Genomic DNA, 22,090 nt, shown 5'->3' with positions numbered 1-22,090 from the left:
TTGCAATTAAATGTTTTCAAGATTATCTCTAAGTTGAGATTTTCTTTTCTTTTTAAGTTGTTTAAAATAGGATGGAGATAATCCTGTAACTTTTTTAAATTGTCCAGATAAATGTGCAACACTACTGTAGTTTAGTAAATAAGCAATTTCAGATAAATTCATTTCATCATATAAGAGCAACTCTTTAACGCGTTCAATCTTATGATTAATTATGAATTGTTGAATGGTAATTCCTTTTACCTCTGAAAATATGTTAGATAGGTAAGTATAATCTTGGTGTAATTTATCGCTAATGTATTCAGAATAATTTACTTTTGGTAATTCATCAGTATAATGAACCATTTCGATAATAACATCTTTTATTTTTTCAATCAAAATAGCTTTTTTGTCGTCTAACAATTCAAGACCTGACATTGCTAAATTTTTTTTAAGTATATCGAATTGAACAGGAGTTATATCTTCTAAAATTTCTACAACTCCTAAATCTACGATAACATGATGTAACCCTATTTTCTTTAGTTCTTCTTTGACCATCATTTTACAACGAAGACTAACCATATATTTAATATAGAGTATCATTTTGTTTTTTGTTTAAGTGCAAATTAATTTTTGCTCTATTTATTTAATCTTCATAACCACTTTTTATTACTGTTGAAATCATTTTAAATTGTTGATTTGCGTTAAACTGGTGATTAGAATGTGCCGGAATTACCATGCCATCTCCTAATTTTAATTTAAACTTCTTTTTATCAATAGTTAGCTCAGCTACTCCATCAATAATTTGAATGTAGGTATCAAAAGGCGATCTTTTTTCATCTAACTCTTCTCCTGCATCAAAAGATGAAGCTGTAACATTACCCGTTACTTTTTTTATAATTGTTTTACTTACCACTGCATTTGGTATGTATTCAATTAATTCTACAACTATGTGAATTTTTCCTTTTTCGACTTCGATAAACTCGTTTGGCTTTTTCATTTTATTTAACCGAATTGCTTTATTTCTTTTAACTAGAATTACAACTCATTCAAAGGTGGTTAATTATTTTTCACTATTGTTATAAAATCAAGGATAATATTTATATAAATCCCATTTTTTACTAAAAAAGAGCATTGATTTGAATAACCTTATCGCTTTTTGCTTAAAACTTCACTAATATTGCAAAAATTAAAATTCATGTGGTTTGTACTTTTAAGTGTAATTTGTAGTGTAACTGTTGGCCTATTTTTAAAAGTAGCCAAAAAAATGCAGTTATCTGTTTTTCAAATTATTACGTTTAATTATTTTTCGGCTCTACTCCTTACCTATTTTACTTACCAACCCGAATTAACTTTCAAAGAAAAAACAATCCCTTATTCGCTTTATATTGGATTAGCGATTTTGTTACCAATTGTTTTTTTAATTCAAGCCAAGTCAATTAAAGAAACTGGGATTGTTAAAACTGATATTGCCCAACGATTGTCTTTGTTTATTCCGTTAACTGCTTCCTATTTTATATTTAATGAAACGTTTGGTCAACTAAAAATTATCGGATTTATAGTCGGATTTTCAGCTATATTTTTTACATTGAATAAAAAATCAGATAATAAATCTAACAATTGGGTATATCCATTATTGGTTTTATTGGGATTTGGAATCATTGATATTCTATTTAAAAAGGTAGCTGTTTTAAAAGAATTTAACTTTACTACTTCTTTATTTATAATCTTTTGTGGTGCATTTGTAATTTCCATATCATTTCTAATCGGAAAAATACTTGTTCAAAAAGAAAAATTAGAATTGAAAAATATACTATGGGGATTAGCTTTAGGAATTTTAAATTTCGGAAATATTCTCTTCTATTTAAAAGCTCACAAAGCTTTATCAGAAAATCCATCCACTGTTTTTGCTGGTATGAATATGGGAGTAATTATTTTAGGTAGTATTGCTGGGATTTTAATTTTTAAAGAAAAAATAACAAAATGGAACTACTTTGGTATCTTTTTAGCAATAGTTTCAATAATTTTTATTACACTTTCTCAAATAATGTAGAAATTAGTAGGCAAGCATACTATTTTAGTATTGTTAAAATTATAATCTAAAGATTATCAATTATATAAAAAATTGTTTTATTAATTTTATTTTTATAATTTGCATAAAATAATAATTGCGAATTATGAACAATATCACACGCTTATTTGACTTTCCTTACTACCAATTAGAAAAGTATAATTTAAAAGATGCTTTAGTTACTAAATATGGAAATGAATGGGTAAAAACTTCTACCCAAGAATATTTAGACAAAGCCAATGCGATTTCAAGAGGTCTACTTCGATTAGGCGTAAATAAAAATGATAAAATAGCAATCATTTCGTCTAATAATAGAACTGAATGGCATATCACAGATATTGGTGTATTACAAACTGGTGCTCAAACCGTTCCAATGTATCCAACAATTTCTGCCGAAGATTACGAATACATTTTAAATCATTCAGAATCACAATACGTTTTTGTTTCTGACCTTGAAGTCTATGAGAAATTACAAAGCATTAAATCTAATGTACCATTATTAAAAGAAGTGTATTCTTATAATGATATTGCAGGTTGTAAAAGTTGGAAAGAAGTTTTAGATTTAGGTGCAAATACAGACAACCAAGATGTCGTTGAAGACCGAAAAAATAATGTATTAACAACAGATTTAGCGACAATCATTTATACCTCTGGAACTACAGGAAGACCAAAAGGTGTAATGCTTAGTCATCAAAATATTGTTTCCGATGTTTTGATGAGTGCTCCAAGAGTACCTTTAAGAGCAGGAAGTACAAGAGCTTTGAGCTTCTTACCTATTTGTCATATCTTCGAAAGAATGTTGACGTACTTATACCAATATTATGGTATATCAATTTACTTTGCGGAAAGTATTGAAAAAATATCTGACAATCTAAAAGAGGTTAAACCACATGTTATGTCGGTTGTACCTCGTTTATTAGAAAAAGTATATGATAAAATTTATGCTAAAGGAGCGGATTTAACCGGAATCAAAAAAGCACTTTTCTTTTGGGCTTTAGATTTAGGAATGGAATATAAACCTTACAAACAAAATGGTGCATTTTATGAATTTAAACTTAAAATTGCTAGAAAATTAATTTTCGCTAAATGGCAAGAAGGTTTAGGTGGCGAATTAGAATTACTAGTTTCAGGAAGTGCTGCATTACAATCTCGCTTAACAAAAGTTTTCTGCGCTGCTAATATTCCTGTTATGGAAGGTTATGGTTTAACGGAAACTTCTCCTGTAATCTCTGTAAACGATATGAGAAATGGAGGTTTCAGAGTTGGTTCAGTTGGTAAAGTATTAGACGGAGTTAAAGTTAAAATTGCTGAAGATGGAGAAATTTTATGTAAAGGTCCAAACGTAATGATTGGTTATTACAAAGACGAAACACAAACTAGCGAAGTTTTAAAAGACGGTTATTTCCACACAGGTGATATCGGTGAAATTGACGCCGATGGTTTCTTAAAAATTACCGACCGTAAAAAAGAAATGTTCAAAACTTCAGGTGGTAAATATGTAGCACCTCAAGTTTTAGAAAATACTTTCAAACAGTCGCGTTTTATTGAACAAATAATGGTAATTGGTGACGGAGAAAAAATGCCAGCTGCTTTTATTCAGCCAAATTTTGAATTTGTTAGAGAATGGGCTACTAGACACAATCTTAAATTTAATACTAATGAAGAATTATGTGCCAATAAAATGGTAATTGACCGAATTCAAGAAGAAATTGACCATTGCAATGAAAAATTTGGTAATTGGGAAAAAGTTAAACGTTTTGAACTTACTCCTGATGTTTGGTCAATTGTAGACGGACATCTTACTCCTACCATGAAATTGAAACGTAAAATTATTAAAGAAAAATATGCTGATTTGTATCAAAAAATTTATGGATAAAAATTATAAAGCCCACAAATTGTGGGCTTTATTTTATTAAAATGTTAAATTTTATAAAAAACACAGAAAATACTATGCATGCATAGTATTTTTTTTTATATTTGAAAAAGTTTTGATTATATACTATGAAAGATAAAACTATAGATTATGCATTAAGAACAACCTGGCAAGCCGTTGCTAGAATGTATAACGAGGAAGCTGCAAAATACGGAGCAACAATGGCAACAGGTTTTGCTTTGTTAAGTATTGATAGAGAAAAAGGTTCTCCTTCCACTACGTTAGGCCCAAAAATGGGAATGGAAGCCACTAGTTTAACCAGAACCTTAAAATCTATGGAAGAACGAGGATTAATTACCCGTAAAAAAAATCCAACTGACGGTAGAGGGGTAATTATACAATTAACCAAAGACGGCAAAGAAAAAAGAGAACTTTCTAAAGAAACTGTACTTCGATTTAATGAAGCTGTAAGACAAAATATTAGTGAGGAAAAATTACTTCATTTTATGGAAGTAGCTGAAATCATCAACGAGTTAATTATTGATAAAAAAATCTATAACGATAAATAAAACAACAAACCTACCAACATGAAACGTACTATAAAAAAAGTTGCTGTTATTGGTTCCGGAATTATGGGAAGTGGCATTGCTTGTCATTTTGCCAATATTGGTGTCGAAGTCTTATTATTAGACATCGCTCCAAACGAATTAACCGAAGCCGAACAGAAAAAAGGATTGACCATAGAAAGTAAAGCCGTTAGAAACCGATTGGTTAATGATCATTTAGGCAACGCTTTAAAATCAAAGCCCTCTCCTATATATCATCCAAGTTTTGCGGCAAGAATTACAACAGGTAACACTACTGATGATATGTCAAAAATTGCTACTGCCGATTGGATTATCGAAGTTGTAGTAGAACGTTTAGACATCAAGAAAATTGTTTTCGAACAAGTTGACAAATATAGAAAACCAGGAACTTTAGTAACATCTAACACTTCTGGTATTCCAATTCAGTTCATGAGCGAAGGAAGAAGCGAAGATTTTCAACAACATTTCTGTGGAACGCACTTCTTTAACCCTGCACGTTACTTAAAATTATTTGAAATCATTCCTGGTCCAAAAACCACAAATGAAGTATTGGATTTCTTAAATGGTTATGGTGAAAAATTCTTAGGAAAAACTTCAGTTGTAGCAAAAGATACTCCAGCTTTCATCGGAAATAGAATCGGAATCTTCGGAATTCAAAGTTTATTCCACCAAGTAAAGGAAATGGGATTAACCGTGGAAGAAGTGGATAAATTAACAGGACCCGTTATTGGTCGTCCAAAATCGGCTACTTTTAGAACGGTTGATGTGGTTGGTTTAGATACTTTAGTGCATGTAGCTAACGGAATTTATGAAAATTGTCCAAACGACGAAGCGCATGAATTATTCAAACTTCCAGAATTTGTTAACAAAATGATGGAAAACAAATGGTTAGGAAGCAAAACAGGTCAAGGTTTCTACAAAAAAGAAGGAAAAGACATTCTAACTTTAGATTTAGATACATTAGAATACAGAGCGAATAAAAAAGCATCTTTCGCAACTTTAGAATTAACCAAAACGATTGAAAAACCAATCGACAGATTCAAAGTTTTAGTGACTGGAAAAGACAAAGCAGGTGATTTCTACAGAAAAAACTTTGCTTCAATGTTCCAATACTGTTCTAACAGAATTCCTGAAATTACAGACGCTTTCTATAAAATCGACGACTCTATGAAAGCTGGATTTGGTTGGGAAAATGGTCCGTTCGAAATTTGGGATGCTATTGGAGTTGAAAAAGGAATTGAATTGATGAAAGCGGAAGGATATCAACCTGCTTCTTGGGTAACGGATATGTTAGCTTCTGGAAACACTTCTTTTTATTCGATTAAAGATGGAGCAACACACTTCTACTCTATCACAAACCAAAAAGTAAAAAAAATTCCAGGTCAAGATGCCTTCATTATCTTAAATAATATTCGCGAAAGCAAAAAAATATGGAACAACAGTGATTCTATTATTACCGATTTAGGTGATGGAATCATCAATTTAGAATTTACATCTAAAATGAATTCTATAGGTGCTGGTGTTTTACAAGGAATCAACAAAGCTATTGACATTGCTGAAAAAGACTACAATGGTTTAGTGATTGGAAATCAAGGAGCTAATTTCTCAGTTGGAGCTAACTTAGGAATGATTTTCATGATGGCAGTCGAACAAGAATATGACGAATTAAACATGGCTATCAAAATGTTCCAAGATACGATGATGCGTTGTCGTTATTCTGCAATTCCAGTTATAGCAGCTCCTCACGGAATGACATTAGGTGGTGGTTGCGAATTAACTATGCACGCTGATAGAGCTGTTGCCGCAGCAGAAACGTACATCGGATTAGTAGAATTTGGTGTTGGTGTAATTCCTGGTGGTGGTGGTTCTAAAGAAATGGCTTTGAGAGCTTCTGATTTATTCCGTAAAAACGATGTTGAATTAAACGTTTTACAAGAATATTTCTTAACTGTCGGAATGGCAAAAGTAGCTACTTCAGCTTACGAAGGATTTGATACAGGAGTTTTACAAAAAGGAAGAGATATCGTAGTGGTAAACAAAGACCGCCAAATTGCAACAGCTAAACAAGTGGCTTTACAAATGGCAGAACAAGGTTACACACAACCTGTAAGAAGAAAAGATATCAAAGTATTAGGTAAACAAGCTTTAGGTATGTTCTTAGTAGGAACTGACCAAATGGAAGCTGGCAAATACATTTCTGAACACGATAAAAAAATTGCCAATAAATTAGCTTACGTAATGGCTGGTGGTGATTTATCAGAAGCAACTTTAGTTTCTGAACAATATTTATTGGATTTAGAAAGAGAAGCATTTTTATCATTAACTGGAGAAAGAAAATCTTTAGAAAGAATTCAGTACATGTTAACCAAAGGGAAACCGTTAAGAAACTAAAAGATGAAAACAGCATATATAGTAAAAGCATATAGAACAGCAGTAGGAAAAGCACCAAAAGGAGTATTCCGATTCAAAAGACCTGACGAATTAGCAGCAGAAACCATCGAACACATGATGAAAGAGCTTCCTAATTTTGATAAAACTCGTATTGATGATGTTATGGTAGGAAATGCCATGCCTGAAGCAGAACAAGGTTTAAACGTTGGTAGATTAATTTCATTAATGGGATTAAAAGTAGAAGATGTTCCAGGTGTTACAGTAAATAGATATTGTGCATCAGGTATTGAAACTATCGGAATGGCTACGGCTAAAATTCAATCCGGAATGGCAGATTGTATCATTGCAGGTGGTGCCGAAAGTATGAGTTATATTCCAATGGGAGGCTATAAACCAACACCAGATTATAAAGCTGCAGCTGCAGGCCACGAAGATTATTATTGGGGAATGGGATTAACTGCTGAGGCGGTTGCAAAACAATTCAACGTTTCTCGTGAAGATCAAGATGAGTTTGCTTATCATTCACATATGAAGGCTTTAAAAGCACAAGCAGAAGGCAAATTTGACGCTCAAATAGTTCCTATTACAGTAGAAGAAACTTTTATCAATGAAAATGGTAAAAAAGAAACGCGTTCTTATGTTGTTAACAAAGACGAAGGACCAAGAGCAGGAACTTCTGTTGCGGTATTAGCAGGTTTAAGACCCGTATTTGCTTCTGACGGAAGTGTAACAGCAGGAAACTCATCTCAAATGAGTGATGGAGCAGCTTTCGTATTAGTTATGAGTGAAGAAATGGTAAAAGAATTAAATCTTGAACCTATTGCTCGATTAGTAAACTTTGCTTCTGCAGGTGTAGAACCAAGAATCATGGGAATTGGACCTGTAAAAGCAATTCCAAAAGCATTAAAACAAGCAGGTTTAAAACAATCTGATATTGATTTAATAGAGTTAAACGAAGCGTTCGCTTCCCAATCATTAGCGGTTGTTAGAGAATTAGGCTTAAATCCTGATATCGTAAATGTGAACGGAGGAGCTATTGCTTTAGGTCACCCACTGGGTTGTACTGGTGCAAAACTTTCTGTTCAATTGTTTGACGAAATGCGATTAAGAGGAAGTAAATATGGAATTGTTTCAATGTGTGTGGGAACAGGACAAGGAACAGCGGGAATTTACGAATTTTTGAAATAAGAAAATAGAACAAAGAAAAAAGAATATAGATAAACTGAAAATGAAAATATAGAATTCCGAAAAGTCTCTTTTCTATTCTTTATTTTCTTTTCTCTAAAAAATAAAAGTTATGTCAGATAACATCAGAGGAGGACAATTCCTTGTAAAAGAAACAAAATGCGAAGACATCTTCACTCCAGAAGATTTCAATGAAGAACAAGTTATGATGCGTGATTCGGTTATCGAATTCGTAGACAAAGAAATTTGGCCAAACAAAGAACGCTTCGAAAAGAAAGATTACGCTTTAACTGAAGACATCATGCGCAAAGCAGGTGAATTGGGTTACCTAAGCGTTGCTGTTCCTGCTGCGTATGGCGGAATGGAAATGGGATTCGTAAACACCGTTTTAGTTTGTGATTATATCTCGGGAGCAACTGGTTCGTTTTCAACTGCTTTTGGGGCGCATACTGGAATTGGAACCATGCCAATTACACTATATGGAACTGAAGAACAAAAACAAAAATATGTACCAAAATTAGCTTCGGGCGAATGGTTTGGAGCGTATTGTTTGACAGAACCTGGAGCTGGTTCAGATGCAAATTCAGGAAAAACAAAAGCCGTTCTTTCAGAAGATGGAACACATTATAAAATCACAGGTGGGAAAATGTGGATTTCTAATGCGGGTTTTTGTAACGTAATGATTGTTTTCGCTCGTATTGAAGACGATAAAAATATTACTGGTTTCATCGTTGAAAATGATCCTTCAAACGGAATTTCAATGGGTGACGAAGAGCACAAATTAGGTATTCGCTCCTCTTCTACTCGTCAGGTTTTCTTTAATGAAACAAAAGTACCAGTAGAAAATATGTTGGCTGGTCGTGGCGAAGGTTTTAAAATTGCTATGAATGCTTTAAATGTTGGACGTATTAAATTAGCAGCAGCTTGTTTAGAAGCACAACGTAGAACCATTACTGGAGCAGTAAATTATGCTAACGAAAGAGTTCAGTTTAAAACACCAATCTCAAGTTTTGGTGCTATCCAAGCTAAAATTGCTGAAATGGCTACTAATGCTTACGCTGGAGAAAGTGCTACTTACAGAGCTGCATCTGATATCGAAAACAGAATTAATATTAGAGTTAGTGAAGGAAATTCGCACCAAGAAGCAGAATTAAAAGGTGTAGAAGAATTTGCAATCGAATGTTCAATCTTAAAAGTAGCGGTTTCTGAAGATGTTCAAGCGTGTACAGACGAAGGAATTCAAATTTTTGGTGGAATGGGATTCTCTGAAGATGCACCAATGGAAAGTGCTTGGAGAGATGCTCGTATTGCCAGAATTTACGAAGGAACTAACGAAATCAACAGAATGTTATCAGTTGGAATGTTAGTGAAAAAAGCAATGAAAGGTCACGTTGATTTATTAGGTCCAGCAATGGCTGTTGCAGAAGAATTAATGGGAATTCCATCTTTCGATATTCCTGATTATTCAGAATTATTTGCTGAAGAAAAAGAAATGATTGCCAAATTGAAAAAAGTATTCTTAATGGTTGCTGGTGCTGCAGTTCAAAAATACGGAGCTGAATTAGAATCACACCAACAATTATTAATGGCTGCTTCTGATATCTTAATCGAAATCTATATGGCCGAAAGTACTATTCTTAGAACGGAGAAATTAGCTAAAAAAGAAGGCGAAGACAAAGTTCAGGAGCAAATTGCTATGGCAAAATTATACTTGTATCATGCCGTAGATATCGTGAACCATAAAGGAAAAGAAGGAATTGTTTCTTTTGCTGAAGGAGACGAACAACGTATGATGTTAATGGGTTTAAAACGTTTTACAAAATATACGAATATGCCAAATGTAATTGGACTTCGTGAAAAAATTGCTGCAAAAATTATTAGCGAAAATAAATACGCTTTTTAATACAGCAATTAATTGGTTTAGTTTGTTTAAAAAAACCATTCGCCAAGCGAATGGTTTTTTATTTTTAATATCTCAAAGCCGCAAAAACTTCTTTGTTTCCTAATTTTTCTCTTCCGTTTAAAAAGGATAATTCCATTAAAAAATTCAATTGCACAATTTCGCCACCTAATTGCTCTACTAACTCACAAACGGCTTTTGCAGTTCCTCCAGTAGCTAAAACATCATCGTGAATTAAAACCCTATCTCCTTTTTTTATGGCGTCAACATGCATTTCTAATGTATCCGTTCCATATTCTAATTCATAAGAGGCACTAATAGTATCAAACGGTAATTTTTTTGGCTTACGAACCGGAATAAATCCAACATTTAATTTTTGTGCCAATAACATTCCGAAGAAAAAACCACGACTCTCTACTCCTATTACTTTATCAATTTTTTGATTTTCTAATGAATTTACCAATGTTTCTAGACAAAATTTAGTGGCTTCTGGTGAAATTAGCAAAGGTGTAATATCTTTAAATGCAATTCCTGGTTTCGGAAAATCTTGAATATCACGAATATAGTCATGTAAGTTCATTTTTATTTACTTTTTTTCTTGTTAAGGTTTGCAATTTACACAAATATATCTATATTTGCACTCACAAAATCGGCCTCGTGGCGCAACTGAATAGCGCATCTGATTACGGCTCAGAAGGTTACTGGTTTGAATCCAGTCGAGGTCACTAGAAATAAAATTAAAGGCGAATATTTTACGTATAAAAACGTAAAGTGCTCGCCTTTAGTTATTTATGCTAATTGACAAAATCAAACATTTATGCTTTTACACTCTCAAAACGCAATTTACTACTCACAAAACTACTCACAAAAAATGAATGGGAAGTTAACTTACAAAGTAAAGATTAAAGAGGACTACATCAGAACTGATGGAACCAACTCTTTATATGTTCAGATTTTTTTAAATGGCAGAAAAAAAATATTTCCATTAAATCTTTCGGTTAAAAAAATTCACTTTGATAAAGTGAAACAACGTGTTTCTGCAAAATTTGAAAAGCATAAGGATTACAATTTGATAATTGAAAAATTCTTGGCTGATATAAATACAATTGAAATCAACTACCGACTTTCAAATGTGGTGCTTGATATTGATAAACTCACAAACGAAATATTAAATCCTTCTTCTTGGATTTGTTTTATCACTTTTTGGGATGAAGAACTGGATCGGCAAAAAGGGTTATTGAAACCAGGAACGTATCGCCAACAAAAATCTGCATTGGAGAAGCTTCGAAAATATAAGGATCATTTGTATTTCTATGAAATCGATAAAAAGCAAATCGAAGACATTCGTATATTTTTAAAAGTGAAAATGAAAAACGAAGAGAATACAATTTCTACTTTCTTTAAGAATTTTAAAAAGTACTTGAATGTTGCGCTTGATCGTGGTATAAAAATTCCGTTGAATAGTTCCGACATTAAACGACCAAACTTTAAATCGCACCGTACTTTTTTAATGCCTGATGAAATTAATACCTTATATAAGTATTGGAATTCGGATTTTGTGAACGAAATGCACAAGAATATTTTGTCAAAATTTCTATTTTCTTGCTTTACCGGATTGCGAATTTCAGATATTAAGAAAATTGAAGCTGACAATATCATCGGTGACTATGTTGTTTTCGTAGCGGAAAAGACTGGAAAGCTCCAACGCATCCAAATGAATGAATCTGCAAAGAAATTCATTAGTAAACAAAAGCCTTTCAATAGTAACTATACAGATGAATACACGAATCGCACCTTGAAAGATATTTGTAAAATTTGTGGCATTAAAAAACGTGTGACGTACCATGTAAGCCGTCACACGTTTGCAACTAATTTTATTATTTCGGGTGGAAATGTTACGGTGCTTCAAAAATTACTTGGCCATTCGAAAATTGAAGACACTATGATTTACGTTCACATTGCCGAAAGCATTACTGATATTGAAATCCTTAACCTTGATACCATTCTTAATAATTAACGCTTAATAAGCGCATTTTCACTTCTTGAAAATTGTTTGCAGCTTCGGTAGTTTGAATATCAATAATTCTAAAGCGTTGGTTGTTTATATAAACTGCCTTCGCTTTATTTATTTTTGCAATTTCAGTTTCTGTAAAATATCCTGTTACTTCACAATTGGATGCATTCAACATAAATTTTAACCATCTTCTAAAAAATGTTTCATAGATTCCTTTTTCTCCTGGTATGTTTAAATTGAATCCGTTTTCGGTGGCTTCGGCTGTAAATGGTGCGGTTGCTTCATCATAAATTATCAAACCAACACCTTGTTTATCGTTTATGTCGTCTGATAAAACCGAAGTATATCCATTGCGTGGTAAAATTTTGAATTTAGATTCAATTACTTTGGTAAAATCATCGGTGGTTCCATCATACGAAATGATTTCTTCTTGTGTGATAAATAACGCGGCATCTTCTTCGTTTTCTTCTTTTAATACGAAAGATGAATTTGCAGCAATATCATAAGAGGTCATTTTTAATGATTGAGAAATAATTGCTGGCTCTTCATTCAAAGCAATATTCTCGTTTAAATTCAAAGTGATTTCCTTTTTAAAATCATCCAAAGTAATATCTAAATTGAATTTATTTTTTATGTAATTCAAATAGTTTCCAACTGTCCATTCAGGAACATAACGACCTAATTCAATAGTTGGGTGCATTTGATTAAATTCTTTTTCATTACCAATTAAAGTCAATTCTAAATTATAATTAACAGGCATATTTTGTAAAGAATCTTCATAAATAAAAAGCATTGAACCAACACCAGATTGCAATTCTACTTCTCCTTCAACAATATAATTATTTCCATTATTATAAAAAATAGCTTTTTGAAATACCCAAACAGAATTATCAGCTCCAGATGGGTTTACAATTAATCTACTCCTTTGGTGATTATACGGAGTAAAAGGTGTGGGTAAATTTTCTAATTCAAAAGAATATTTTAATTTATAATTACCTTCTACTGTAATTGTTTGATAAACTACTTTTCGGTAAATGTCAGTTCCAAAAACTCCACCTCCTTCAATTAGTGTCCATGCTGTTGATGGTAAAATAACAAATTCTCCTTCTGGTGCAATTATAGTTTTACTAATATTATCTTTTTTAGGCACCATCAACAAACGTTTTATTAATTCGTGTGTGGTAAAATCACCTGAAATTTTCCAACCTAAAGAAGTGAAAATATAATGCAAAGGAGATAATATAAAAACGTGTGGCATTGCTACATTTTTATTAATTACCGTTACTTCTGAACCATCTACTTCGCCAATATTCAATAAAAAAATAGTTTCTTCAAAAGCATTAACACCAAAATTATTGATATGGTTTTGATAAGCATACCAAGGATCTGTATTTTCTAATCCAACACCGTATTTATTGAGCCAATACATCGTTGGAAAATTAAATTTTACAGCTGGATATATTTGTCCAATCATTGAAGTTGGATAAATTTCCCAATATTCATTTCCTGTAATTACTTCGGTGCTTTCTTCTGTAAATGGAATTGGAGAAGTTTCTCCTGGAATAACCGAAACCGAAGGCATAAATTCAGCAATCTTTTTATTCACAATTGGAATAATATCAGAGCCATATTTTAAATTACATTTTCTAAACTTTTTCAAAACCGTTAATTGTTGAAGCTCGCCATAATAACGCACTCCGTTTTCCAATATAATTACAGGAACAATCTTGTTCTTACGTATAGAAGTAATATCAGAAGGACCCAAAACCGCCTTTGTAACATCATTCTCAATCACCAAAAATGGAAATTGAGAATGTGGCACTTTAAAATCAGAAGACAAGGAATTGTTTTCTTTCTTTAAACTTAAAGAATCTTTTTTATACTCGATTTCTACGCCTTCAAGCGAAAATATTGTAACTAAAGCCATTATAAACTATTTAAAATGTTAGAGTAAATAATATTATCGTTATACGAAGCATATAATCTCATTTGGAAAGATCCACCTCCAAATGAAACAATTCTTTCCTGTGGACTTACAGTTGTAGAAAATGCTACAGGATTAGACCAAGATGTTGTTGAGTTAATCCTAACTTGTGAAAAGACTTGAAACAAAGGAAAATTAGAATCAAATGCAACGGCATAATTAGAACCTTCTAAATTGGTTATAGATAATAACTGAAGTTCTAAATCAGAAACATCTTCTCCTAAATTTAAATTTGTAAATGGCAATCCAGCCGAAAAAGTAAAAACCAAATCTTCTGCATAAATATTCAAACGTGATTTAAAGTTGGTTGCTTTTTTTGTTGCTGTGTTTACGCTGATATATTTTCCGTTGTTGTTAAAATAACAATCAATTGAATTGGCGATTTCTTTTACGATTTCTTTTTCACGAATTGACAATCCACCAGTGTTGATTGTGTAGGTTCCGTCTTCTTCTACTGCGTAAACTGCGGTTGATGTATCGTAGCGTTCGTATGATTGTACTTTCATACCACTTACATCTTCAAAATCGCCATCAAAGTATGCTGGAATGTAGTAACCGAAGTTATTTTGAAAAACTACTTCTTTCACTTCGTAATTTGGCAAACGTAAAACGTTGTAAAATTTCTCTGTGCTTTCAGCTCCTACTTCAATTTTGGCACGCAAATATAAAACCGATGATATTACAGTAACTTCAGAAAGATTCAAGGTGTAAATGAAAACCTTTTTTCCGTTTACATCAGCGATTGTTTGCGTGTGCAAAATATTATCTAAATCATCATAGATTGTCACTTTTACATCTTCTGTTTCGGCATTGGCATAAAACGGAATTACGATTGTTCCGTCTTTTTTCATATTCATATGTTCGGCTTTTAGTCCGAAAATATATAATTTGTTGATGTCGTTGAAGATTTCCGATTTTACATTGTACAACAAATAGAAATCTGGAAGCGTAACAGTTCCTAAAAGCACATCGGTATCGATGTCTTTTTCTTCGATTACGATTGAAACTTTCTTTTTGAAATTGGTTTGCTCTAAAAGTCCCGTTGTGAAGCTTCCTAAAAAGTAAGGTTTGAAATATGCATTGTACAAATACAATAAATCTTTTGTAGCGGTGAAGTTGTCTTTTCGGCTCCAACCTTGCTCATCAAAAAGCGCATCATCAATATAAATTTTGGCACGAAAATAACCATCTGCATTATCAGAAGTTACGGTTATTTGTGTATTGTTTCCGTCTAATAAATAGCGGTTTTCTGGTGGAAAATTGATTACTTGTATCATTGTTTTTTATTTATCCGATTGTACCATTTTGAGAAGCTGAAGTAATTTCATTTTTCATATCTTCCATTTCTTCCACGTCTTTATATCCAAAATTTACTTTAGCCATAATTCCACTTGAAAGTATCGCGTTCAAATTATTTACAGCATTTACTAACATTGCGGTTTCGTTGGATGAAGTTTTCACAGGATTAGCACCAACCACTCCTGGAGAAGTAGCACCACCATCTACATAACCACGCATTTTACTTTGGCGATTAGCTTCTAACCAAGTAATAGTATTTGCAAATCGTGGATCTTGTGTCATTACTTCTGGAATAACGTACTCGTTTTTGTGAACGTAACCAGTTACGGGTCCAAATTCATCATAACCAAGTGCAGGTTTATCTCCTGTGTTACCACCGTAGAAGAATTTAGGTTTTTTTGGTGGTTTAGCACTTGCAATTTTTCCAACTTGAGCAATTGTTGTAATTCCTGCTGCTGCAATAGCCGCCCACATTGCAAATCCACCATCAAACTTTGGATATTGTGCCAAAATAGATGTAACAGCCATTGCACCATTGATTCCTGCTTGAATAATTGCCAATTCTTTAGACTGACCGAACATTTCTCCAACTGCATTAGCTAATTGGTTTAAACCGCCAAGCGTTCCTTGTAATTGTTGAAGTTCTCTAACTCTGTCCATTTCATCCTGCTTTTGTTTTGCAGCTTCTTTGAAACGAGTGTATTCTTCATCTGTTATTTTCTTATCAGCGTAAAGTTTAGCATATCGCTGTAACTCGGCTTGGTAGTCTTGTTCTTGCTTTATTTTGTCGGCTTCTGCTTTTGTTTCTGCTTCTGCTAATGCTAATTCATTATCCAATGCCAATTGCTCGGCTTTTAGAATTTTTTGTTCTTGCTCGTATTGTAATTTTAGCGCATCAGTTGATTGCTGGAAACCAAGTTCTAACTCTTGATTTCTCATTTGATACTCCAAATTCAATGCTTCTTTTTGAGCATTCAAAACTTCAACCGATGTTTTTTCTAAAACTGCTTTTGCTTCTAAATCTGCAATTTTGCGCGCTAATTCATCATTATTAAATTGAATTTGAGCATCTTTAATTTTTGCTAAACGTTCGGTTTCAATTGCAATACTTTCAGGCGTTAATGCTTGTTCTTTATCAAGTGTAGAACGTAAATCAAAAATATATTTATCTAACTGCGCTTTGGCTAAATTAGCTTTTGCATCGGCAAGTGCTTTTGCTTTATCGTATTGCTCTTTTGCTGCCTTTTCTTCTTCGGCTTTTTGTTTTGCTGCTGCATCTGCACGTGCTTTTGCTTGTGCTTTTAATTCATCAGCAGTAGCACCACCGCCACCAGAACCAGATAATGTATTTGTGGTTTTGTTATTGGTAATGGTTTCAACTTCGGCTTTTATTTTTACTTCTTTTGATTTAAAACCTTCAATTGATTTTTTAAGTTTATCAACATCAACTCCTAAAGCTTCAAGAACCGGTGCAATATTGCTTATGATTCCAATTACAGCATCTAAAATGATGTTTTTAAGTTTTCCAAAAGCGTTTGAAATGGTATTTATTACTTTAAAGAATCCGTTTTGTAAGGCAGTGAAAGCTCCTTGAAAATCACCTGAAAATATTTTTTTAAAGAATTCTACAAAGGTTGATATTACGGTTCCAATTACTTTGAAGTTTGTTTTTAGTAACTCAAAAAACGCCAAGAACGTTGCTTTTGTTCCTTCCCAAGCGTTTGAAAATACAACTCCAACAAAATCAATTAGTGGTTGAATATCTTGTTTTACTTCGGAAATGTATTCTAACATCGAAGCGAAAGCATCTACCGAAACCGCTTTAATTTTTGTCCAGATTTCGCCAAAATCTTTGATTTCAAATAATTCAGATTGTGCTTTGTTTAATCGTTCGTTTGCATCAACCAATTGAAGTGAAGCTTTTGCCGTTGCATCTAATTCTCTTTTTGCTGATTGCCCTAAAGCTTCAAATATCTTTTGCGCACCACCAGCATCTTCTCCAGCACCTTTGAAAACATCTGCGGTTAATTGTGCGTATTGCTGTTGTGAAAGATTAGATTCTTCCGCTTTTTGTGCAATTGCATCTAATGCTTGTTTGGTAGTTAATTCTCCAGTCTTAACTTTGTTTAGAATATCATCAGAGAATGAAGCACCAAAAGCGTTTACCAATGCATCGCGAGTTGACTTGGTATTTTCTTTTAATGCCAAATCTGCTTCTTTTAAAGCATCTGGAAGTTTATCAGAATAGATTCCTAAATCGTAACCTGTGTTGATGATGTCTGAAAATTCTTTGGCAGAATAACCAGCCTTTGCAAAAAATTCATCGTACTCACCAAGCGAATCCAAAAACTCTTCATTTTGTGCGCCACCCGAAGCCAAACCTTCAGCAATAATTCTATTCGCTTCTGACATTGAAATGCCGTAGGTTTTGGAAAGTGAGTTGGCTTTCTCTGCTATTTCTTTGAAGTCTTTGTCGAATGTTTCAGCCGTAGCGGAAATTTCATCACGCACTTTTGAAATCTCGGAAGCGTTAACACCTAAAGCACGAAGCTCGGTGTTCATGTCGTTTAATCCTTTGTTGAAATCGAATAAGGCTTTTGCACCAGCACCTAAAGCTACCAATCCAGCTAATGCAGCACCAAGTGGCGTTGCAATAAAAGTTAAAGAAGCTTTTATCATTCCACCAATACCCGAAGTAATAGCGGAAATTCCTTCTTTTGCGCCTTGCAAATCTCCTGAAACCAATGAATCCCAAATTCCTGTAAGTGTGCCACGCAAACCTCCCGAAATTTCGTTGGCTTCTTCCATTGCTTTGTTTGTCAAACCAAGTTCATCACGATAAGCAGATTGACGTTGGCGCAACTGATCCATTGTTTGTGCTAATTCTTTTGAGTCTTTTTCGTAGGTTTCAGAATCAGAATTTAGTAAACGCATACGATTACGCACTTGCGCCATTGCTCCTTCTACTCCTTTTAATGAGTTTTCTACTTCTTTTCCATTTACGAAAATGGATATTCTTCTGGTTACATTGTCTTTACTCATTTCCTATGGTGTTGGATGATTGTGTATTTCTGTCAAATCCGAAGTTGATTCGGTTTATAATTACTTCGGCTCTTTGGTTTCCGATGATGTCTGCTAAATCTTCTACTGCTTTTCCACGTTCTACAGCATCAATAATGAAATCACGTGCTTTTAATCGTGCGTTGATTCCGTTTGCTTTTGTGCCTTCAAATCCTACGTGAAGAATTGGATAGATGTAATAAGGCGTAAAAATGGTAATGCGCTCTAAAAGATTGTTTTTGTAAAATGGTTTTACGGTAGATTTCAAAGCCAATCCACTGCCTTTGTTGGTTTTACTACGAATAGAAGAAACAAGATTTCGCTTGATGCGATTTGCAAACTGCGTTCCTGCTTGTTTTTCTAACATAAAAAGGTCTAATTGTCCAGCCATTTTGTAATTATTTATGGTAAAATTAGGTTTGCGAAATGGCAAAAAATAGGACAACAAAAAACCATTCGTGTTGGCGAATGGTTTAAGATAAAAAAGAAGTTATTTTAATTTTTTGGAAGCTTATCAACTCTTCTTCCAAGTTGTTCCATTGCTTTTTCAAAGCATTTGTTTAAATCTGTTTTTGATTCTTTATCTTCAAAAAAGAAATTGACTTTTATTGCTTTTGAAACTTGCAAAAAAGTATCAATTGTAGGTTTGAATTTCAAGGAAAAGAAACGACTAACTGCCGATTGTATCATTCCTGTTTGTTCTGCAATTTGATTTTGCGTGATTCCTTTTTCTTCTGCAATTTCTTTAAGAAGTAAAACGAGCAACATCCATTGCTCGTTTTTATTTTTATTATTTGCCATAATTAATTGTCAAATCCTGCTTTTCTAATCATTATCTGAGTAGCATCCCATTGAGTCATGTCATACATCCCATCTTCTTCACTGTAAGCATCTATAACTTGCATATCAGTTTCAGTATAAGATTTAATTTCATTGTTCGCTTCATCAGTAACAGTTACTAAATAATGACCTGCTCCTGTTTTTTTTGTTTCGATGTAAAATTCTGGTGTTCTCATTTTTTCTTTTGCCGTATTAAAGTGTTGCCGCCACGTTCTAATTGTTATTTTGATAGAGCAAATATATAACATATATGTAATATTATCCAAGCTAAAAATAATAAAATCGATGAAATACACTAAATTTTAACATTTAGCAACAAAAAACCACTCCGAAGAGTGGTTTAGTGATTAACTTAAAACAAATTACAATGAGAAAAACTGCCAGGATCAATATGGAGATTTTTGCACTTTAAGGTTGAAGCATTTGAATTGGCTTTATTCTTATCTATAAACCGCCAACTTTGAACTTGCGCTTTTTGAAAATTTGAAATGTTTAAATCAGCAGGCATTTTTTGAAAACTATAGTTCCACAATCCCACAGGCTTGTAAATACTAGGATTCTCAAAACGAACTTGTGGAGCTTCAATAGAAACTTCCAACACATTTACAAAATCAAAAGCAGTTGCTTTTACGATTTCTGTTTTCACTCCATCATCTGGAGCACTCGCTTGTACTGGCAAAGCACTAAACGCTAATAGCGTTAAAATTAAGCCTAAAATGAATTTTTTCATAATTACTATTTGGTTATTTTTAAAGTGATTCAAATTTAATTACAACACTTTCAAAAAAATAGGACAGTTCTATTTATGGTGTTGGCCACTCCCATTTTGTAGCATCATAGCACATTGGTTCGTGGTTCTTTAATGTGTAGATAACATTCCAGCCGTACATGTTATCCATTAGTGGTCCCACTTTTTCAACTTGTACGGTTTGCAAGTCAATCATTCCATAAAGCCAGTGTGTTCTATCATCGGAGCATTTTTTTAAGAAGGTGCAAATATCTAAGGCAATTACTTCTAATTCATCCAATACTTGTTCTTTCAAATCGTAATTATCTACTTTACCAGCGAAATTCATTAATAAAAATGAAATTCTACGATTGGCAAATGTTACGGTTTTATTGGCGTTTGGTGCTAAATCGGTAGAATGGCTTTCCAACATTAGCACAGGCGTTTGAACTCCTGAACGTAGTTTGTTTGTGAGCTCGGTAATATCGAAACGATAGAAACCATTGATTCCTTTGTGCGCTGTTGCAATTTCTTTGTGAAACTGTACAATCTTACTATGTGTGGCGATGCGTGTCATTATTTCTTGATTTTTTGTTTGTTATATTCTTCAATATCATCCTGAAATTGTTGCATGAATTTGTAAATATTCGTGCGCTCGATAATTGGCAGTTTGGAAAGGTCGCCTTTTGCCATTGCTTGGATTACTTTTCCAAATCCTTTGCGTGTTCCTGTTTCCTTTTTTGTTGATTTTGGAAATGCTTTTTTGAATTTGTTAGCGATGTAGTTCTTACAACCGAAGTACGTCATTTCGGTAATTACCAAAGTTGCCATTGGCACCTTCTTATTGATTTGCTTTTCGAGTTTGTTTTTATCGAAAGGCTTTCTTTCTTCGGTTTCGGAATACAAAACGTGAAACAAATATTGTAAATATTCTGGGTTTTGTGTTTCGCGAAAACGAATGTGTAAATCATCAGCTACCGCGAATTCTTCCGCATCTAGGTTTTGAATTCTGTCGGCTGGTGCGAAGTAGGTTTTCTTTCCGACTTTAATTAATGGAATGAAGTTAGTGCGGTTGTTTTCCTTTAATAGAAAATCAATAAAATGTTTCCATCCTTCATATTTTTCTTTGTCTTCTTCGTTATAAATACAATACGGAACTTGTTTTAAAAACAAACGAAAGTTGGCTTTCTTTTTAAGTTGCCACCACTTTGCATCTACTAGAATTTTTAGCAGTTTTATATCGCGAATAAATGAAGGTTCTGCGGTAGAAAACAGCAAGGCAATTCTTTCGAACTGCTTTTGATTGAGTTCGTTCCATGATTGTGGTATGTTTAGGTTAATCTTCATTTCCGATGTTTTTTACTTCGCGAAGCATTTTATTTTTTAGTAAATGAATGTCGGCTTCTACTCTTCCTAACTTTTCGTAAAAGTCTGATGATGCCGAAGACAACATTTCCAACTGACTTAATAAGTTGGCACGTTTTAATTGTAAGCTATTTAATTGCTGTTGATCAGTCATTATCTTGAAATTTTAAAAAGTGAGAAATCATAACCAATCATAATTCTTTGTTCCGTATCAAACGAAAATCTTAAAATATTTCCTTTTGAATTTTGAAAACCTACATTTCCATTAAAAAGCGGTTTATCAAATGTTAGCGAGTTTCCTAAACCACCACCAACTAACATTCGAAACTTGACTTGCTTTTGTGGTACATCGACTTTCTTTGCTTTAATGGTGTAAGTTGGTGTCATTTCTTTGACTTCATTGCTGCCAATTATTCCATTAATGGTTAGTTTTAGATTTTCATCTTCAAAGTTGGATTCAAAGTTTTTCAATTCCGTAGCTAATCGATATAATTCGGCTTTTTTAATAGAATCACCCCATTCGAACTCCGATTGCATGTTGTCGATTTCTTCCTGGTAGGCAATGATTCTTTGTTCGGCTTCAGAAATGTCTTTTAAGTACTTTTTTTCTGCTTTGGTGTCTTTGTACCACTTTGGTATTTTAATCGTTTCATGCTTTACGATTGTGTCAGCAGGAAGCGTTTTTGTAATTGCTGGAATGGTTACCGTTGTTCCAGGAACCGAAGCACCACAACCTCTGAAAAATAATAACAAGAAAAGCAAAATCCAACCTAAGTATGGAAATGCTTTTTTAAATTGAAATAAGTTGATTTGCATAA

Annotated in this window: 21 protein-coding genes and 1 tRNA gene; 8 read left to right on the top strand and 14 right to left on the bottom strand. The window is 33.2% G+C overall.

Going from position 1 to position 22,090, the window contains the following annotated elements; translation table 11 throughout:
* Positions 1-6: 6 nt before the first annotated feature.
* Both RSE15_RS00930 and RSE15_RS00925 read right to left on the bottom strand, forming a co-directional pair.
* Positions 7-579 (bottom strand): helix-turn-helix domain-containing protein, encoded by a 573-nt coding sequence (locus tag RSE15_RS00930; RefSeq protein WP_324069121.1) that lies wholly within the window; start codon positions 577-579, stop codon positions 7-9.
* Positions 580-622: 43 nt separating this feature from the next.
* A complete protein-coding gene (locus RSE15_RS00925) occupies positions 623-976 on the bottom strand; it encodes a cupin domain-containing protein (protein WP_324069120.1) in 354 nt (117 codons plus the stop codon).
* 198 nt (positions 977-1,174) lie between these two features.
* Between RSE15_RS00925 and RSE15_RS00920 the strand changes: the two genes are divergently transcribed.
* The 6 genes from RSE15_RS00920 to RSE15_RS00895 all read left to right on the top strand — a co-directional run bounded on the left by RSE15_RS00920 (position 1,175) and on the right by RSE15_RS00895 (position 9,986).
* On the top strand, positions 1,175-2,029 hold the full coding sequence (locus RSE15_RS00920) for an EamA family transporter (protein ID WP_324069118.1): 855 nt from the start codon (positions 1,175-1,177) through the stop codon (positions 2,027-2,029).
* Between the two features lie 124 nt (positions 2,030-2,153).
* Positions 2,154-3,923 carry an AMP-dependent synthetase/ligase gene (locus RSE15_RS00915; RefSeq protein ID WP_324069117.1) on the top strand — a complete coding sequence of 590 codons (1,770 nt, stop codon included), beginning with the start codon at positions 2,154-2,156 and terminating at the stop codon, positions 3,921-3,923.
* A gap of 125 nt (positions 3,924-4,048) precedes the next feature.
* Positions 4,049-4,489, top strand: coding sequence for a MarR family winged helix-turn-helix transcriptional regulator (locus tag RSE15_RS00910; RefSeq protein ID WP_324069116.1), 441 nt, complete (start codon positions 4,049-4,051; stop codon positions 4,487-4,489).
* Between the two features lie 18 nt (positions 4,490-4,507).
* Positions 4,508-6,898, top strand: a complete 2,391-nt coding sequence (locus tag RSE15_RS00905) for a 3-hydroxyacyl-CoA dehydrogenase/enoyl-CoA hydratase family protein (protein WP_324069115.1) — start codon at positions 4,508-4,510, stop codon at positions 6,896-6,898.
* Between the two features lie 3 nt (positions 6,899-6,901).
* A complete protein-coding gene (locus RSE15_RS00900) occupies positions 6,902-8,086 on the top strand; it encodes an acetyl-CoA C-acyltransferase (RefSeq protein ID WP_324069114.1) in 1,185 nt (394 codons plus the stop codon).
* A 109-nt stretch (positions 8,087-8,195) separates the two neighbouring features.
* Positions 8,196-9,986 (top strand): acyl-CoA dehydrogenase FadE, encoded by a 1,791-nt coding sequence (locus tag RSE15_RS00895; RefSeq protein WP_324069113.1) that lies wholly within the window; start codon positions 8,196-8,198, stop codon positions 9,984-9,986.
* 64 nt (positions 9,987-10,050) lie between these two features.
* Here RSE15_RS00895 and RSE15_RS00890 read toward each other — a convergent pair whose 3' ends face one another.
* Positions 10,051-10,563: an adenine phosphoribosyltransferase gene (locus tag RSE15_RS00890; protein WP_324069112.1), complete on the bottom strand. Its 513-nt coding sequence runs from the start codon at positions 10,561-10,563 to the stop codon at positions 10,051-10,053.
* A gap of 71 nt (positions 10,564-10,634) precedes the next feature.
* Here RSE15_RS00890 and RSE15_RS00885 point away from each other — a divergent pair.
* Positions 10,635-10,708 (top strand) — tRNA-Arg (locus RSE15_RS00885).
* Between the two features lie 146 nt (positions 10,709-10,854).
* On the top strand, positions 10,855-12,000 hold the full coding sequence (locus tag RSE15_RS00880) for a tyrosine-type recombinase/integrase (protein WP_324069111.1): 1,146 nt from the start codon (positions 10,855-10,857) through the stop codon (positions 11,998-12,000).
* On the opposite strand, the gene RSE15_RS00875 is transcribed toward RSE15_RS00880, so the two are convergent.
* From RSE15_RS00875 to RSE15_RS00825, 11 genes are all read right to left on the bottom strand, one after another.
* Entirely contained in the window at positions 11,990-13,924 is a 1,935-nt protein-coding gene (locus RSE15_RS00875; RefSeq protein WP_324069110.1) for a hypothetical protein, read from the bottom strand. The two genes, RSE15_RS00880 and RSE15_RS00875, sit on opposite strands and share 11 nt — an antisense overlap.
* Positions 13,924-15,258, bottom strand: a complete 1,335-nt coding sequence (locus RSE15_RS00870; protein WP_324069109.1) for a hypothetical protein — start codon at positions 15,256-15,258, stop codon at positions 13,924-13,926. Before RSE15_RS00870 ends, RSE15_RS00875 begins: the two co-directional genes overlap by 1 nt.
* Before the next feature lie 10 nt (positions 15,259-15,268).
* Positions 15,269-18,322, bottom strand: coding sequence for a phage tail tape measure protein (locus tag RSE15_RS00865; protein WP_324069108.1), 3,054 nt, complete (start codon positions 18,320-18,322; stop codon positions 15,269-15,271).
* Positions 18,315-18,731 carry a hypothetical protein gene (locus RSE15_RS00860; RefSeq protein WP_324069107.1) on the bottom strand — a complete coding sequence of 139 codons (417 nt, stop codon included), beginning with the start codon at positions 18,729-18,731 and terminating at the stop codon, positions 18,315-18,317. The genes RSE15_RS00865 and RSE15_RS00860 overlap by 8 nt, the downstream gene beginning before the upstream one ends.
* 104 nt (positions 18,732-18,835) lie before the next feature.
* The gene (locus tag RSE15_RS00855; RefSeq protein ID WP_324069106.1) at positions 18,836-19,141 is read right to left on the bottom strand and encodes a helix-turn-helix domain-containing protein; all 306 of its coding nucleotides are present in this window, start codon (positions 19,139-19,141) and stop codon (positions 18,836-18,838) included.
* A gap of 2 nt (positions 19,142-19,143) precedes the next feature.
* The gene (locus tag RSE15_RS00850; protein ID WP_324069105.1) at positions 19,144-19,356 is read right to left on the bottom strand and encodes a hypothetical protein; all 213 of its coding nucleotides are present in this window, start codon (positions 19,354-19,356) and stop codon (positions 19,144-19,146) included.
* 176 nt (positions 19,357-19,532) lie between these two features.
* Complete coding sequence (locus RSE15_RS00845; RefSeq protein ID WP_324069104.1) at positions 19,533-19,910, bottom strand: hypothetical protein; 378 nt, start codon at positions 19,908-19,910, stop codon at positions 19,533-19,535.
* 73 nt (positions 19,911-19,983) lie between these two features.
* Entirely contained in the window at positions 19,984-20,484 is a 501-nt protein-coding gene (locus RSE15_RS00840; protein WP_324069103.1) for a hypothetical protein, read from the bottom strand.
* Positions 20,484-21,254 (bottom strand): hypothetical protein, encoded by a 771-nt coding sequence (locus RSE15_RS00835; RefSeq protein WP_324069102.1) that lies wholly within the window; start codon positions 21,252-21,254, stop codon positions 20,484-20,486. The genes RSE15_RS00840 and RSE15_RS00835 overlap by 1 nt, the downstream gene beginning before the upstream one ends.
* Positions 21,244-21,426: a hypothetical protein gene (locus RSE15_RS00830; protein ID WP_324069101.1), complete on the bottom strand. Its 183-nt coding sequence runs from the start codon at positions 21,424-21,426 to the stop codon at positions 21,244-21,246. Before RSE15_RS00830 ends, RSE15_RS00835 begins: the two co-directional genes overlap by 11 nt.
* Positions 21,426-22,088, bottom strand: a complete 663-nt coding sequence (locus RSE15_RS00825) for a hypothetical protein (protein WP_324069100.1) — start codon at positions 22,086-22,088, stop codon at positions 21,426-21,428. Before RSE15_RS00825 ends, RSE15_RS00830 begins: the two co-directional genes overlap by 1 nt.
* Between the last annotated feature and the right edge of the window lie 2 nt (positions 22,089-22,090).

This window comes from Flavobacterium sp., from assembly GCF_035195345.1.
Taxonomy (GTDB): domain Bacteria; phylum Bacteroidota; class Bacteroidia; order Flavobacteriales; family Flavobacteriaceae; genus Flavobacterium.
Note: the sequence above shows the minus strand (reverse complement) of the source record. Positions and strands in the feature narration are given on the sequence as shown.

What these genes read in the sequence shown, in the direction of transcription:
- RSE15_RS00930 (WP_324069121.1), bottom strand. Translation starts at nt 579, where the DNA reads ATGATACTCTATATTAAATATATGGTTAGTCTTCGTTGTAAAATGATG.
- RSE15_RS00925 (WP_324069120.1), bottom strand. Translation starts at nt 976, where the DNA reads ATGAAAAAGCCAAACGAGTTTATCGAAGTCGAAAAAGGAAAAATTCAC.
- RSE15_RS00920 (WP_324069118.1), top strand. Translation starts at nt 1,175, where the DNA reads ATGTGGTTTGTACTTTTAAGTGTAATTTGTAGTGTAACTGTTGGCCTA.
- RSE15_RS00915 (WP_324069117.1), top strand. Translation starts at nt 2,154, where the DNA reads ATGAACAATATCACACGCTTATTTGACTTTCCTTACTACCAATTAGAA.
- RSE15_RS00910 (WP_324069116.1), top strand. Translation starts at nt 4,049, where the DNA reads ATGAAAGATAAAACTATAGATTATGCATTAAGAACAACCTGGCAAGCC.
- RSE15_RS00905 (WP_324069115.1), top strand. Translation starts at nt 4,508, where the DNA reads ATGAAACGTACTATAAAAAAAGTTGCTGTTATTGGTTCCGGAATTATG.
- RSE15_RS00900 (WP_324069114.1), top strand. Translation starts at nt 6,902, where the DNA reads ATGAAAACAGCATATATAGTAAAAGCATATAGAACAGCAGTAGGAAAA.
- RSE15_RS00895 (WP_324069113.1), top strand. Translation starts at nt 8,196, where the DNA reads ATGTCAGATAACATCAGAGGAGGACAATTCCTTGTAAAAGAAACAAAA.
- RSE15_RS00890 (WP_324069112.1), bottom strand. Translation starts at nt 10,563, where the DNA reads ATGAACTTACATGACTATATTCGTGATATTCAAGATTTTCCGAAACCA.
- RSE15_RS00880 (WP_324069111.1), top strand. Translation starts at nt 10,855, where the DNA reads ATGAATGGGAAGTTAACTTACAAAGTAAAGATTAAAGAGGACTACATC.
- RSE15_RS00875 (WP_324069110.1), bottom strand. Translation starts at nt 13,924, where the DNA reads ATGGCTTTAGTTACAATATTTTCGCTTGAAGGCGTAGAAATCGAGTAT.
- RSE15_RS00870 (WP_324069109.1), bottom strand. Translation starts at nt 15,258, where the DNA reads ATGATACAAGTAATCAATTTTCCACCAGAAAACCGCTATTTATTAGAC.
- RSE15_RS00865 (WP_324069108.1), bottom strand. Translation starts at nt 18,322, where the DNA reads ATGAGTAAAGACAATGTAACCAGAAGAATATCCATTTTCGTAAATGGA.
- RSE15_RS00860 (WP_324069107.1), bottom strand. Translation starts at nt 18,731, where the DNA reads ATGGCTGGACAATTAGACCTTTTTATGTTAGAAAAACAAGCAGGAACG.
- RSE15_RS00855 (WP_324069106.1), bottom strand. Translation starts at nt 19,141, where the DNA reads ATGGCAAATAATAAAAATAAAAACGAGCAATGGATGTTGCTCGTTTTA.
- RSE15_RS00850 (WP_324069105.1), bottom strand. Translation starts at nt 19,356, where the DNA reads ATGAGAACACCAGAATTTTACATCGAAACAAAAAAAACAGGAGCAGGT.
- RSE15_RS00845 (WP_324069104.1), bottom strand. Translation starts at nt 19,910, where the DNA reads ATGAAAAAATTCATTTTAGGCTTAATTTTAACGCTATTAGCGTTTAGT.
- RSE15_RS00840 (WP_324069103.1), bottom strand. Translation starts at nt 20,484, where the DNA reads ATGACACGCATCGCCACACATAGTAAGATTGTACAGTTTCACAAAGAA.
- RSE15_RS00835 (WP_324069102.1), bottom strand. Translation starts at nt 21,254, where the DNA reads ATGAAGATTAACCTAAACATACCACAATCATGGAACGAACTCAATCAA.
- RSE15_RS00830 (WP_324069101.1), bottom strand. Translation starts at nt 21,426, where the DNA reads ATGACTGATCAACAGCAATTAAATAGCTTACAATTAAAACGTGCCAAC.
- RSE15_RS00825 (WP_324069100.1), bottom strand. Translation starts at nt 22,088, where the DNA reads ATGCAAATCAACTTATTTCAATTTAAAAAAGCATTTCCATACTTAGGT.